Source organism: Mariniphaga anaerophila (genome assembly GCF_900129025.1).
Classification (GTDB): Bacteria; Bacteroidota; Bacteroidia; order Bacteroidales; family Prolixibacteraceae; genus Mariniphaga; species Mariniphaga anaerophila.
Window position 1 is genome coordinate 61917 of the sequence record NZ_FQUM01000006.1, and the last position, 13602, is coordinate 75518.

General features: G+C 42.2%; 15 protein-coding genes. 9 read left to right on the forward strand and 6 right to left on the reverse strand.

Annotated elements, in window-relative coordinates:
• Positions 1–7: 7 nt before the first annotated feature.
• Together BUB08_RS13045 and BUB08_RS13050 are read right to left on the reverse strand one after the other, a co-directional pair.
• The gene (locus BUB08_RS13045) at positions 8–1627 is read right to left on the reverse strand and encodes a uroporphyrinogen decarboxylase family protein (RefSeq protein WP_073002337.1); all 1620 of its coding nucleotides are present in this window, start codon (positions 1625–1627) and stop codon (positions 8–10) included.
• Between the two features lie 183 nt (positions 1628–1810).
• Positions 1811–2479: a cobalamin B12-binding domain-containing protein gene (locus BUB08_RS13050; protein WP_073002338.1), complete on the reverse strand. Its 669-nt coding sequence runs from the start codon at positions 2477–2479 to the stop codon at positions 1811–1813.
• A gap of 105 nt (positions 2480–2584) precedes the next feature.
• Between BUB08_RS13050 and BUB08_RS13055 the strand changes: the two genes are divergently transcribed.
• The 8 genes from BUB08_RS13055 (at position 2585) to BUB08_RS13090 (ending at position 9121) form a co-directional block, all read left to right on the forward strand.
• On the forward strand, positions 2585–3448 hold the full coding sequence (locus BUB08_RS13055; protein ID WP_073002339.1) for an AraC family transcriptional regulator: 864 nt from the start codon (positions 2585–2587) through the stop codon (positions 3446–3448).
• Between the two features lie 172 nt (positions 3449–3620).
• Positions 3621–4976, forward strand: a complete 1356-nt coding sequence (locus BUB08_RS13060; RefSeq protein WP_073002340.1) for a GntT/GntP/DsdX family permease — start codon at positions 3621–3623, stop codon at positions 4974–4976.
• Positions 4977–5081: 105 nt separating this feature from the next.
• Positions 5082–5576, forward strand: a complete 495-nt coding sequence (locus tag BUB08_RS13065; protein WP_073002341.1) for a hypothetical protein — start codon at positions 5082–5084, stop codon at positions 5574–5576.
• 72 nt (positions 5577–5648) lie between these two features.
• Positions 5649–6329 (forward strand): hypothetical protein, encoded by a 681-nt coding sequence (locus BUB08_RS13070; protein ID WP_073002342.1) that lies wholly within the window; start codon positions 5649–5651, stop codon positions 6327–6329.
• Positions 6295–6744 carry a membrane protein insertion efficiency factor YidD gene (yidD, locus tag BUB08_RS20090; RefSeq protein WP_083570779.1) on the forward strand — a complete coding sequence of 150 codons (450 nt, stop codon included), beginning with the start codon at positions 6295–6297 and terminating at the stop codon, positions 6742–6744. The genes BUB08_RS13070 and yidD overlap by 35 nt, the downstream gene beginning before the upstream one ends.
• Positions 6728–7567, forward strand: coding sequence for a hypothetical protein (locus BUB08_RS13080; RefSeq protein WP_073002343.1), 840 nt, complete (start codon positions 6728–6730; stop codon positions 7565–7567). The genes yidD and BUB08_RS13080 overlap by 17 nt, the downstream gene beginning before the upstream one ends.
• Positions 7533–8384, forward strand: a complete 852-nt coding sequence (locus BUB08_RS13085; protein WP_073002344.1) for an outer membrane protein assembly factor BamD — start codon at positions 7533–7535, stop codon at positions 8382–8384. Before BUB08_RS13080 ends, BUB08_RS13085 begins: the two co-directional genes overlap by 35 nt.
• A gap of 74 nt (positions 8385–8458) precedes the next feature.
• Complete coding sequence (locus BUB08_RS13090) at positions 8459–9121, forward strand: hypothetical protein (RefSeq protein ID WP_217651618.1); 663 nt, start codon at positions 8459–8461, stop codon at positions 9119–9121.
• Here BUB08_RS13090 and BUB08_RS13095 read toward each other — a convergent pair.
• Entirely contained in the window at positions 9118–9534 is a 417-nt protein-coding gene (locus BUB08_RS13095) for a hypothetical protein (protein WP_073002346.1), read from the reverse strand. The genes BUB08_RS13090 and BUB08_RS13095 overlap by 4 nt on opposite strands.
• Before the next feature lie 301 nt (positions 9535–9835).
• Between BUB08_RS13095 and BUB08_RS13100 the strand changes: the two genes are divergently transcribed.
• Positions 9836–10243 (forward strand): hypothetical protein, encoded by a 408-nt coding sequence (locus tag BUB08_RS13100; protein WP_073002347.1) that lies wholly within the window; start codon positions 9836–9838, stop codon positions 10241–10243.
• Here BUB08_RS13100 and rmuC read toward each other — a convergent pair.
• From rmuC to BUB08_RS13115, 3 genes are all read right to left on the reverse strand, one after another.
• Positions 10240–11646 (reverse strand): DNA recombination protein RmuC, encoded by a 1407-nt coding sequence (gene rmuC, locus BUB08_RS13105; protein ID WP_139249703.1) that lies wholly within the window; start codon positions 11644–11646, stop codon positions 10240–10242. The two genes, BUB08_RS13100 and rmuC, sit on opposite strands and share 4 nt — an antisense overlap.
• An 81-nt stretch (positions 11647–11727) precedes the next feature.
• On the reverse strand, positions 11728–12810 hold the full coding sequence (locus BUB08_RS13110) for a 3-oxoacyl-ACP synthase III family protein (RefSeq protein ID WP_073002348.1): 1083 nt from the start codon (positions 12808–12810) through the stop codon (positions 11728–11730).
• Between the two features lie 24 nt (positions 12811–12834).
• On the reverse strand, positions 12835–13584 hold the full coding sequence (locus BUB08_RS13115; protein WP_073002349.1) for a UDP-2,3-diacylglucosamine diphosphatase: 750 nt from the start codon (positions 13582–13584) through the stop codon (positions 12835–12837).
• Positions 13585–13602 lie beyond the last annotated feature (18 nt).

A 13602-nucleotide genomic window follows, 5' to 3' on the forward strand; every position in this document is an offset into this window, starting at 1 on the left:
AAAAACCTTACAACTCTTTCAGCCACTCTTTAATTACATCAACAGAAGGAAGCGTCCCTTCAGCTTTCAGTTTGTAACTGATGGCCACCAATGCCGGCCCTCCTTTTGCTCCGTACGCCGCCAGCTTTTCCCTGCCAATTATTGTTCTCACATTTATTTCTTTCCCTGTTTCGGTAAGCGCACGAACAACGCGCTCTTTCAGCTCATTACATTGATTTTCTGTTTCGCCCAGCAAAACAAATTCGCCCTTCTTCGACTTTATGTTCAATTTTAATTTCTCGTTGATGCGCTTCTGGATGGTTGCAATCAACTCTTTTTCGGGTGGAATCTGGGAAACGAAAGCAATTTTACCATCGATGCAAATGGTGGGAATATTTTTCACCATAAGCGACGACATAAAGTTGACTGCTTCCATCTTTTTGATGGCATGTTCGCGCCATTCCACCACGCCATCGAAATAAGGAGTTACGCGTTTTACTGCTTCCAGCATGTACTGACAGGGAGCGCACGATTCTGAGTCGAGCGTAATAACATCCACAATTACTTTCTCCGCCTGCCCGTAATCCTTCATATTGAATATCTCCAGGGAATTCTCCCTTTTTTCAAGCGTTCTGGTCACATCTTGCAGGTACGGATCGTGAACCAGGTCGGCAACTGCTGTAAGATTTTCGGGAGGCGTTTCGCGGGGCAGATCGCAGCCCGGCGCCAAAATAAATCCGGTTTTGCCGCCCAGGTCGAGGCACTCCAGCGCATTCTCCCGGCAATCGTCAGGCGTGCCCATTAACAAAACAACCGTAAGTTTTAAATTTCCTCCAAAGCTTATTCCCTTATCCAGCGCAACTTCTTTTACGAAGTCCAGCGGAATGTTTTCGTCAATGGAAATATTGTCGGGGTTGCAATTGCACATCGCTTCTATGTTTTGCTGCGCGTGGCCACACACAAAAAAGGAACTGAGCTTGCCTTCCCGTCTGATGTAATCGAAAATACGTGTTGCGAAAGGCGTAACAAAACTCTCGAAAGTAAGCGGATCGATTTGGCTTGTCATCGGATCAACTACTGCAATAATATCGCACCCTGCTTCCAGATAATACTGAGCCATTTTTTCCCCTACCTGCGTACAGAATTCCATCACACTGTTTACTTCGTCGGGCGCTTCAAACAGTTTCATAAAAATGTCGGTTCCCAGCAGGTGGAGTGCCAATGTAAACGGACCGGTAATTAATCCGTAGAGCGCCAAATCAGGATATTTTTTGCGAAGTGTGCCGGCCGCTTTTACACAAACCGGGATGCGCCCGTCGTTTGGCCCCGGAATTTGCAAATCACTTAAAGCTTTCCCTTCGGCAAGAGGATGAGAAACAACTGCAGGAACTCCGGCTTCAGACCAACGGAGCTCGCATCCCAGCGCCTCTGCTTCTACTTGCAGGTCGAATACCACCGGAATCCCGTCAGGGTTATACAGATCAACCGATTTGCTTATTCCGTCAACTATTTCTTCTGCAGATTTCAGGTAGGTAGCGGCATCAGTACCGGTAAGAAATCCTCCGTGCACTCCAACAAAAGGCACCCACGGAATTCGGTCGGTCGGCTGAAGGGTAAACGCTTTCCTGATTAATTCGAGACCATCCATTTTTATAATTATTTGAAATTGAGTTAAATCTATTTAATAAGAAAGGACAAAGTTTCTACGTTCGGAAAATTTATTTTCCAAAAAAAACTGATTGTCAGCCAATCAGATGCTTCCATAAAAATCAGCAATTACCCCAAGAGGCGATTTTAACACTGTCTTCCGGCTCTGCCCTTTTCAGCAAATTCAGGCAACCTGCGAATTCAAATATTCCACTAATCCCTGCGGATCCGGCGTATATACATCTGCCCCAATCTTTTTCCGGAAATCGTCGTTTACCGGGGCACCGCCTATTGCTACTTTTGCTCCGGGCACAGCTTCTTTAATAACTTTTGTGATTTTTTCCATGCTGACCATAGTTGTGGTCAACAGCGCAGACAACCCGACAAAGGCATTCTGATGTTCTTTCAACGCATCTACAAATTTCTCAGCTTTTACATCGGTCCCTAAATCCACTACCTTCCATCCATTTCCTTCCACCATCATCGACACCAGGTTTTTCCCAATGTCGTGCAAATCGCCTTCCACTGTACCAATAATAAAAGTCCCTTTCTGTTTTACTTCTCCTGAAAGGAAGAATGGTTTCAGGTGGAGCATGGCCGTGCTCATAGCTTTTGCCGACATGAGAACCTGCGGAACAAAAACTCTGTTTTCGCGAAATTTAACGCCCACTTTTTCCATTCCAACCATTAACCCATCAGTAAGAATTTGTTGGGCCGAAACTCCCTGTTCAATCGCCTGCCGGGTCAATTCATCTGCACCATCCTGTCCCTTCATATTTGGCGGAAACGGCGCAGCTTTATTTATTTTCCCGAATTCGATGCATTCTGCGATTTTTGGCAAAAGTTCATTCATGTCTTAATCGGTTATTATTTTAGCTTCTACAAAACTATTCATCGTAAAGAGCATTCAAAATAGTATTTTCTTTGAAAAAGATGGAAAATATTACTTTATTTGATTATGACAAAAGAAATCAGGTATTTCAGACTGCCTGTTTCTCTTAGAGAAGAACAAAAGGCAAACCCAGTAACAAAAGATTTATACCTTACTGAAACCGGAGAAATTGAGGTTGAACCGGGAGGCAGCTGGCGGTCGTTAACCAAGCTGAGTAACAATTTACTGGTTTTTTGCACGAGAGGCGGGGGCAGTGTGGTTCTGGGAGAGGAGCAGGTTCCCGTTTCACACGATCAATATTTTATTGTGCCGCGCGGTGAGGTTTTTAAATTTTGTTCCAGGCAAAAATCCGGAACTCGCCTTTTGGTGGCCGGATTCAACGGCAAAAAAGCCCGGCAGTTGGAAAGCGAATTTCTAGTGGTGCGCAACCTGGTGCCGTCGGTTAACAATATGGTGGCTAACCGTGAAATGCTTTTCGATGAAATTTTCAACAACCTTTCAAAGGGGTTTCACGATCAGAATCTGGAGTACGTTAACTTTTGTTTTGGGCATTTGCTTGCCACGTTTATTTACGCCAACCGCACCAGCGAAGATCTGGCCGACGAACTGAACCCGGTTATCCACCGTGCTATCCGGTTTCTGGAAAAAAATTTGGATAAAAAACTGACACTACTGCAAATTGCCCGGGAAGCGGGCTACTCTCCCACCTACTTTACTACACTTTTCCGAAAAGAAACCAATTATGCACCATTGAGTTATTTTTCTCACCTAAAAATATTGAAAGCCTGTGAATTGCTGGATTACACCGAAAAAAAAGTAAAAGAAATTTCTTTTAATGTGGGGTACTCCGACCCGTATTACTTTACCCGCGATTTCAAAAAAAAGATTGGCTTGTCGCCACGGCAGTACCGAAACCGAATTAAAGGATAAAAATGCATCCTGTTTGACAAGGTGAGAAGACTGAATATGTGTTTTTATTCTGAAGGTTGAAGCCGAGGTACGTGAGGGTAAACGCCAAATTTGCAGCGAATAAACTTTTTTTCCCGGCTTGCATAACTATCGTTAAGTTATAACTTTATACCCGAAACTAAATCAATTTAAAATGACTACGCCTTTTCTGGTATTCATTGTTCTTTCTGCAGTTGCGTTGTTGCTTTTTATGGTGTTGAAACTCAAAATCAGCGCATTCATTTCATTATTAATTACAGCTATTTATGTTGGCATTGTTGCCGGGATGCCCCTGGATGGCATCATACAAGCTATTCAGGATGGAATGGCCGGAACACTTGGTTTTGTGGCTACAGTGGTAGGGCTGGGCGCCATTTTCGGACAGATGCTGGAAAGCTCCGGCGGCGCTGAGTCACTGGCACATTACCTGATAAAAAAGTTTGGTACAAACCGTGCTTCGTGGGCAATGGTAATTACCGGTTTCGTGGTTGCGATCCCTGTTTTTTTAGATGTGGGCTTTATTATTTTAGTACCTATTATTTATGCACTTGCACAGGATACAAAACGGTCGCTTTTATATTATGCCATTCCTTTGCTGGCCGGGCTCGCGGTAACACACAGTTTTATTCCGCCAACTCCCGGCCCGGTGGCCGTTGCAGATATAATCAATGCCCAGTTAGGCTGGGTAATTTTGCTGGGAATTATTTTGGGCTTTCCCACGGCAATAATTGCCGGCCCAATTTGGGGGAAATATATTTCCAAAAAAATATACCTGGAGCCTCCGTTTAATTTCGACAAAGAGCCGCAAGACGTTGACCCGAAGAAATTTCCTCCATTTCGGCTAATTGCCATTATTATTTCCATTCCGCTGCTGTTGATTTTGATAAACACATTTACCGGATTGGCCGTTTCAAAAGAAGTTATTGCCCGGTCGGTCTGGACAGATATTCTTGAGTTCACCGGGCATCCGTTTTCAGCACTGATTCTTGCAACATTGGTTGCCATTTATTTTTTATGCATCAGGCGGGGAATGGAAAAACAAAAAATACTGGAACTGAGCACCAAAGCACTTGGCCCGGCGGGAATTATTATTCTGATAACCGGAGCCGGCGGGGTTTTAAAGCAAGTACTGGTAGATAGCGGAATTGGGCAAATAATGGCGGAGTCGATGGCCAATTCAGCCTTACCGCCAATTTTACTTGCCTGGATGCTCGCAGCAGTTGTGCGGGTTACACAAGGCTCGGCCACGGTAGCAATGATTACCGCTGCAGGAATTATTGCTCCGGTTATTAGTGAATTCGGATTAAACGATCCGCAACGTGCCCTGGTTGTTCTTGCCATTGCCTCGGGAGCCACGCTACTTTCGCATGTAAACGACAGTGGATTCTGGCTGGTGGGTAAATATTTGGGAATGAACGAAAAACAAACACTTCAAAGCTGGACAATAATGGAAACGATAATTGCCCTTTGTGGATTAGCCTTCACGCTAATCGCAAGTTTGTTTTTTTAATCTGATTTTTACCGAATTTAATAATGTTCACAAAACATTTTTTTCATACATTAGCTTATTCTTTTTATTAATACTAAAAATTTACTAATCGTTAAATATACTAATATGAAGAAAATCCTACTAAAAAGTTTGAGTGTTTTTATGGCAATTACATTGCTCGCCTCTCAAAACTTTTCAGTTTATGCCGGAACCAGTTCCTCTGTAACATTCGACGAATCTGTCTTTTCTTACGATGAAGAATTGCTCTTCGCTGAACTTGAAGGGTTGAATGAGTTAGATGCCTATGTTGAAGCCAACGAAGGTGTTACTTTTTCAGATCTTGAAAATGAAGGAAGTTTATTGATTGCCGATATAAACAATTCGGCTGCTCCAATGGGAATGGCCGAAGGAGAAGGTGAACCTCCGCTAGGTATTCCTTCGTTCCTTTGGGGATGTGTTTTTGGCGTTGTTGGTTTGCTTGTTGTTTACATAATGACCGACAATGATAAAGAAGAAGCAAAAAAAGCATTGTGGGGCTGTGTAGCGTCAACTGTTGTTTCAGTTGTATTGTATATGGTTCTTTGGGGAGCATGGGCAGCTTCTGTTGATGCCACGTACTAAGTAAACAAATATTAATTTGATAAATAAAGGCTGTTTAATACAAATTAGACAGCCTTTATTTCACTATTGAAGATGAGAATTATTACAATATCAGTGCTGTTCTTTTTGGGTTTTGTCGTTTGTGTAAATGCACAGGAATACTTTCGGATAAGCGTGGATTTTACCACAAAGACGAAACCAGCAGAAGGGAAAGCAAATCTTACAAAAGGGAAAGTGTATTACGACAAGTACACGAAAGAGTTGATTTACGACATTCAGTTTCCGGAAAAAGAAAAATGGATTGTTCAGGATTCGCGGATGTACAAACTGGTAGACGACTCTGTTTACTTTGGCGAAGAAATTCCTTCGTTGAACGAATTCACAGTTTTTCATTTGTCGCTGAACTCCAACCTCAGTTATTTCGGACTGGATCAGGCACAATATACCATTGGAAAAGTTGAAAAAAACAAAGACCTGATTGTTACGTACTGGAATATTCCGCAACAGATTCAGGAAGTGATAAGCAGTATAGCTGTGGCCCGAAAAGGAAACAGTTTATACAGTGTAATAATAGCCGACGAAAACAATCAGATAAGAAGTAAACAATTTTTTAAAGACTATATCAAAAAAGGAGGGTTTGAATTCCCCGGCACGATTGTTCAGATTTTCTACGACGAGAATCAGCAGGAAAGCTATCAGGTTATGGAATTTAAAAACATTGTTTTAAATGATAATGAAAATGAAAGCAATTACCATTACAGATTGGATAAATAGATTTTTACACCTTCGAACAATTGTCCTTTTCATTTTTGTGCATTGTGTTTTTTTTGCTGCAAAAGCGCAGTCTCCCGATTATTATGGAATAAGCGAAATTAAAGGGTTGTTTGAAGCGCATGAGCACAAAGCTCCGAAGTATAAAAGCGAAAGCAATAAACCAAAAAATGAATTCGAGTTTTTAACGGCGTCCAGCTTTAATGTGTACAAAGCCTTTTTATCGTCGCAGGATAACCCCAGTTGTGTTTTTCATCCTTCCTGCTCAGAATATTCCGTTCAGGCACTGCAACAGAAAGGGCTGTTTTTGGGTACTTTGTACACATTCGACCGACTTTCCAGATGTCATCGATTCATAAAAAACGACCAATACATTTTTGATCCTTCGAAACAAAGATATTATGATCCGGTTAGGTAGAAAACCATTTTTCTTTTACTTGTTCCTGTTGCTAGCCTTTTCAGGCAGCGGGCAGAATATTTTCAATGCCGGGAATTCGAAAAAATTCGCGCGTTATTTATTCAACACACAGCAATACAACCTGGCAGCAATTGAGTACGAACGTATTCTGAATATCTCAAGCCCGGACGCAGAGGTGAGCTCGCAGCTTTTAAAATCGTTCCGCCTGGGAAACATTTGCAACAACTCTTTTCAGCGCATCGACAATCTGGAGTTGTACCGTTTTTTTTCAAACGACACGGTTTCCCGAGAGTTTCTTAATCTGGCGCTAACCTGTAACTGTTGTTACGAGTACGGACGCTTTCAAAAAGCACTAACGGCACTCAATGACGAAGAACAGGCGTTTTACAGGTTGGGCTATTTCTTTTTCGAAGAAGAACTGGACTCGCTGTACAATTTTAATACGAGCAACTCAGTGTTATTGTCTGCCAGTTACCCTTCGGTTTTTCAAAGCATCGAGAAGATGGACAATTTCAGAAAAAAAAGCCTGGGGCTGGCAATGGCCATGTCGGCAATATTGCCCGGCAGTGGCAAAGCTTATTCCGGTTTTTGGGGCGATGCAGTGATGTCGCTTCTTTTCGTTTCATCAAATGCATGGCTGTCGTATCGCGGCTTTGAAAAGAGAGGCGTAAAAAGTGCCAGCGGTTGGATTTTCGGGGGTGCTACCCTGGGATTCTATTTCGGAAACATTTGGGGCTCGAGCCGCGCTGCCAAAACCTACAACAGGATTGAATACGAAAAATTGTACAATGAAGCCAAAAGCAATATTTACAATCATTTTTAGTTTTTTTGCGCTTTTGTGCACCTCGCAAACCATTGAAGAAACCTACCGGTTTGCCGAGGAACAATTTCAGAAGGGCAATTATCAGTCGGCGCTTACTGAATTTCAGCGAGTGGCATTTTTCGACTCTGAACATCAATTTGGAAACATCTACCGGAAAATTGGCGACCTGTTTTATGCTTCCGGCGATTATAATTCAGCCGCAAAAAATTTCGACATTGCTTCGCGCATAGAAACAAGCGACAGCATAAAAACCGAAATTCTGTTAAAAAAAGTGCTTTGCTTTTTTGCCCAGGAAAATTACTATTTCGCCCTAAGCGAGTTGCTTTCAATAACTTCTTTTCAGAATTCAAGGCTTGCAAATAAAACCGGGTTATACACCGGTATAGCTTTTTTCGGAATTGAAGATTACAACCAGGCGCTTGCCAGCCTCTCGCCGATTTTTCCGCAGGAAGCGTTACCTGAGCTGGAACAGATTTTTTCCCGCTTCGAAAAAATGAGGAAGCGTTACAGACCGGGGAAAATCGAAATGATGAGCATTCTGCTCCCGGGCCTTGGACAAATTTATTGCGGGAATCTGGCCAGCGGTATAAATTCGATGGTTTTAGTTGGTGGCATCGCAGTTGTGGCGGTTTGGACATGGCATACCTACGGATTACTTGATGCGCTGCTTTCGGTTAGCCCGTGGTACTACAGATATTACACCGGAGGTGTTCAAAATGCGCGGGGTGCCGCTTTGGAACGCATTTCTCACGAAAGGGAAGAAGCGTACCAAAAAATAATTGAACTTGTGGAAACTAACCTGATTCAGCGCCCATGATTTGTCGTCTAATATTTTTGCTGACGTTTTTTTGCTCCATCATGCCTGTTTTTGCAAGCGACAATGAAAAAATTGTGGACGATATTTTTACCTCGATTTACAACCAGCAGTTTTCAGAAGCAGAATCAATGCTAAACAATCAGGGCAATCAGATTGACTCATTTTACTTTGATATTTTAAGCATAGACCTTTACTGGTGGAAACAGGTTTGTTCACAAAAAAAATCAGATTTACAGCAATTTAAAGTTACGTTAAACAGAGTTGGCGAAACCCAATCAACACCCGAAGACAATCAGATACGACAACTGGTAATGTTTTCGTACAAATTGCGCTACGAATTTAAACGTTACAACATTTTGGGCGCCATTCAGTTGCGCTCGAAAATAAAAAAGCTTCTGGAAGAAATTGATCCGGAGAAGCTGGCCTATTCGAAAAACCGGGTCAGGCTGTTTTATTTGTACAATTCCCTTTTCGATTATTTTGACAACATTCTTAACCCGCTGTTTCTTGAAAGCAAACGAATAACACGGAACAACGCGCTTCGGGAAATTGAAATGTACACCCGCGAAAACGACTTGGTTGTGTCTACTTTGGCAAACTATTTCCTTGGAAAAATTTATTTCAATATTGAAAAGAACCCGGAAAAAGGAAGAATTTGTTTCAGGGAATTAACGGCACGGTATCCGCAGAATGCAATTTTTGCCGAATTTCTTGAAAATTCGCAGCCCGACAGCTAATCCCATAAAATCATTTTTCTCGGGTCAATATGAAACGTCTTCTTTTTGCAGGCCGGACAAACTGCGTATTTCAACCGGTGAATATTGGTTCGTTTTAGTCGAGAGCGGCAACTGCTGCACCGGAATTCGCTTTTATGAACCGGAGTGCCGTTATCAAAAACAGTAACATCAACTTTGTCGAACAACAAATTGCAATGCGGGCATTTGTATATTCGAAATGCTGCATCAACAAAAAGCTCTTTTTGCTCCTGCGCAAGTTTTTTTAAAGCCCTATGAGTTTTGTAGTGGAATAATTTCTCTCCGGCGTTTAAATAAGAGTCCAGCGACTGCGGACGTATGAGAAAACCATGCCCTTCATTAAAGCGGGCTTCAAAGCTACAATGGTCGCACCGGTATGTGTAAGCATGTCCCATAATTAATATGCATGCTATAAATTTATAAAACTATTAGTTATTAACAATCATTCGTTTATAATAAATAGAGATTTATTCTGTACCGAATCCATTAGGTTATTATCTTTTCCGGGGAAACAAATTAAGTTCGGAGAAACCTGCTTCGAACCGGGGATTTTTCTTAAAACAGTATAATTTTCTGTATCATGAAAAACAGGTGGCTGCAACAAATGCTACTTACTAATCTGCACAAAAACCCTCCACTATCTTCCTTCTGTCTGTACATTCAAATCAATCGATTTATACATAAAAATCAAAAATCATGAAAAAACGATTACTGGCTTTTATTCCGTTTGTCATGCTCTTCTTTTTTGCCGCCGGTGCAGGGGCACAAACTGCCGAAGGTAATCCGGGGGTTACAATCGACTTTAAAAACAGTCAGGGAGTAGTGGCTTACACGATTAACTCCGGATCAGAAAAAATGGTGATTACCAAGAGTGGTAACTTCTTGTGGACAATTACTTTCAATGTGGATAAAGAAAATCCCATCATGAACTTTTCGGGGCCGATCCGGATTATCGAATTGTCACTCAAATACGATATTGACGGCGACGGCGAGGACGAAACAATTATCGACACCATGGCGGTATTAACCAGAAGCGGAAAGCTGAAATTTGTTTTCCATGCTAACGGAGCCGGAAAAAGACTGCCGGTTGGCTGGGATTTTTAATGACTCTGAAGCGGGGTACTTTCCTCCGGCGCGTCGGGTTGCAAATCTTTTTCGATTAAACTTTTAGGAAGTTCTTTTGTCGCTTTTGCCCCAAGTTTCTTTATTTTTTCCACCCGGCGGATTAAATTGCCGCTCCCGGAATGTAGCTTATTCATGGCCTGATCGTAGTTTTTTCGTGTTGCATCAATGCTTTTTCCAATACCTTCGAGGTCGCCCACAAAATTCACAAACTTGTCGTACAACGCTCCGCTTTGGCGGGCAATTTCCAATGCATTTTTAGTTTGGTTTTCCTGCTGCCAGATGGAAGCAATGGTTCGTAAAGTAGCCAGAAGTGTTGACGGACTAACAATCACCACTTTCTGATCCCATGCATACGAAAACAACTCCTGATCTTCCTGAATTGCAAGGCTGAACGAAGATTCAATCGGAATGAACAGCAAAACAAAGTCGGGAGAATTCAAATTTTTTGCAGTCTGATAATGCTTTTCACTCAAGCCTTTTATGTGTGATTTTATACTGAGCAGGTGTTCTTTCACAAACTTTGTACGTTCTTCTTCGGTGGCAGCATTCACAGCCCGCTCGTAGGCAATAAGCGAAACTTTTGAATCGACAATAATATGCTTGTTGTCCGGAAGATTAATAACCACATCGGGCTGAATACGCTTGCCGTCTTCAGAAACATCGCTAAACTGCTTTTGATATCCCTGCTCGCCTTCGTTAAGCCCCGAGCGCTCCAAAATACGCTCCAGCACCACTTCGCCCCAGTTGCCCTGTTTTTTCACATCTCCCTTTAAAGCCTTGGTCAGATTGCTGGCTTCCTCGCTAATCCGATGATTTAAATCGTACAATTTTTTCAGTTCGGCGCGCAGGTCGGTTTGGTCTTTCAGCCCTTTCTGGTAGGTGTCTTCAACTTTCTTTTCGAAAAGAAAAATTTTCTCTTTAAGCGGAGTGAGCACTTCTCCGAGGTTTTTCTGGTTGGCCTGGGTAAATTCTTCGCTGTTTTTTTTCAGAATTTTCGAGGCGATGTTCTCGAATTCAGTGGTGAATTTTTTCTGAATCTCCTCCAGCTCTGCTTTTTGTACATGCAACTTTTCCTGAAGATTCAGGTATTCGGTTTTTGCTTTTTCGAGCCGTCCGACGAGGTGAATATTTTCTTCGCGTATTTTCTGCAGCTCATTCTTCCTATCGCCATCTTCAGCTTTCAAAGAGAGGAAACGGTCTTCCAAAATAGAAGCATTTTTCTCAGCCTCGTTGCGCCGGTCATCAATCTCCTTCTCTTTTTTCTGAAAATCATTTTTCAGAAGCGCAATTTTTTTCTGATTTTTCAGACCAAAAAAGAAGATAACAGCCAACGCGCCAATGGTTACGAGGCTAACAAGAAGAATCGCCATTTCAATACTCATTCCGGAAAAATTTTGAACGTTAAAAACGGCTCAATTTAACCAAAAGAGCGCAGTAATTCCTTTTGGGAAAAGGATAATTTATTACCACTTATAAACGATGGAGTTGATGTTCATTCCGGCACCAACCGAGCAAAGAATTATGTGATCGCCTTTGTGAATTTCCTGCCCTTCAATTTTTTCTTTCAGAATTAAATCGAGGAGGGTAGGAACGGTTGCGGTCGAAGAATTCCCCAAAAATCTGATGCTCATGGGCATAATACCTTCCGGAATTTCTTTCTCTCCGTACAGTCGGAAAACGCCGCTCAAAATGGCTTCGTCCATTTTTTCGTTCGCCTGGTGAATAAGTACTTTTTTAATGTCTTTCAAATGAAGCCCGGCCTTGTCGATGCTTTCCTTTACTACTCCAGGAACATTTTTTATGGCGTAAATATAGAGCTTGTGCCCGGCCATTTTTATCCATCTTTCGCTGCCTGTAATATCCGGATTGTTCGAATTACCCAACGTCAGCAAATTGGCATAAACAACAGAATCGGAACGGCTTGCGTGAGAAATAATTCCTGTCGGTTCTTCGCTTTCCACACCTTCCACAACTGTTGCGCCGGCGCCGTCGGCAAAAATCATCGAATCACGATCATAAGGATCTGAAATTCGGGAAAGAACATCTGAGCCAACAACAACGCCTCGTTTCCGGTAACCGCTTTTAATGTAAGCATCGGCTGTAATCATTGCCTGCGTCCATCCCGGGCAGCCTGAAATTACATCGTGGCAAATGCATGAAGGGTTCTTAATTTTCAGTTTCATTTTCACCTTATTTGCCAGTCCGGGCAAAATATCGGTGCGTACATTTCCGTGTTCGATGTCGCCGAAATTGTGGGCAACAACAATAAAGTCGAGGCTTTCTTCAGAAATCTCTGCCGATTTACATGCTTCCCTAATGGCATGGGCGGCCAGGTCTGATGTTACCTGATCGGTTTCGGCATAGCGCCGTTCTTCGATATTAGTAATCTCGAAGAATTTTTGAATGATCTCCTCATTTGATTTATCAAATGGTTGTTTGGTCGTTGCGTCGTAAAACTGACTATCTAAAAAGTAATTGTTCTTCACCACTTTTGGCGGGAGGCAACTTCCGGTTCCGATAATGCGTGTGTATATTTTTTTTGCCATAATATTCAACTTCTCAACTAACCGCTATCTTTCAAATTTTTTTAAATCAAAACTCTCTCCGTTAAAAACGCCGTACGAAAAATTTGTTATCCAGTCACCAAGAAGAATCAACTTAGAACCTTTATTTATTTCAATATTGATCATGCGATGACGGTGTCCAAAGATAAAATAATCTATCCACTCCTTCTTCAAATACTTTTCTGCAAATTTGTACATACTTTCATTCTTAACTTTAAATTCTTCTTGCTGGTTTAGTTTCGACAGCCTGCTCGATTTGGACCATTGATGTGCAAGATGAAAAGCAAAGTTGGGGTGCAAACGGGAAAAAATCCATTGTAGTGTTTTGCTGGTGAATATTTTTTTCAGAAAAAGATAGCCTTTGTCTTGCGGATCGAGGCCGTCGCCATGCGCCAGAAAAAACTTTTTCCCTTTTATTTCAGTAACTAATTCGTTGCGATGCAGCGTCAACCCAATTTCCTGCGGAAGGTAGTCGAATACCCACACATCGTGGTTCCCCGTAAAAAAATGAATGGATACGCCGCTGTCTGCCAAATCGGCCAGGCGCCCCAGTACTCTTGTGAATCCGCGCGGAACAACTTTCCGGTATTCAAACCAAAAATCGAAAATATCGCCCAGCAGGTAAAGTTCAGCCACGTCGTCGCGAATGGAATCCAGCCAGCTGGCAAACAGCAATTCCCGTTGTCGGTTGTTGTTCAGAGCCGGTGCCCCAAGATGTACGTCTGAAACAAAATATATATTTTTTCGTCCTGGCAAACCGAATATTTTTAATTA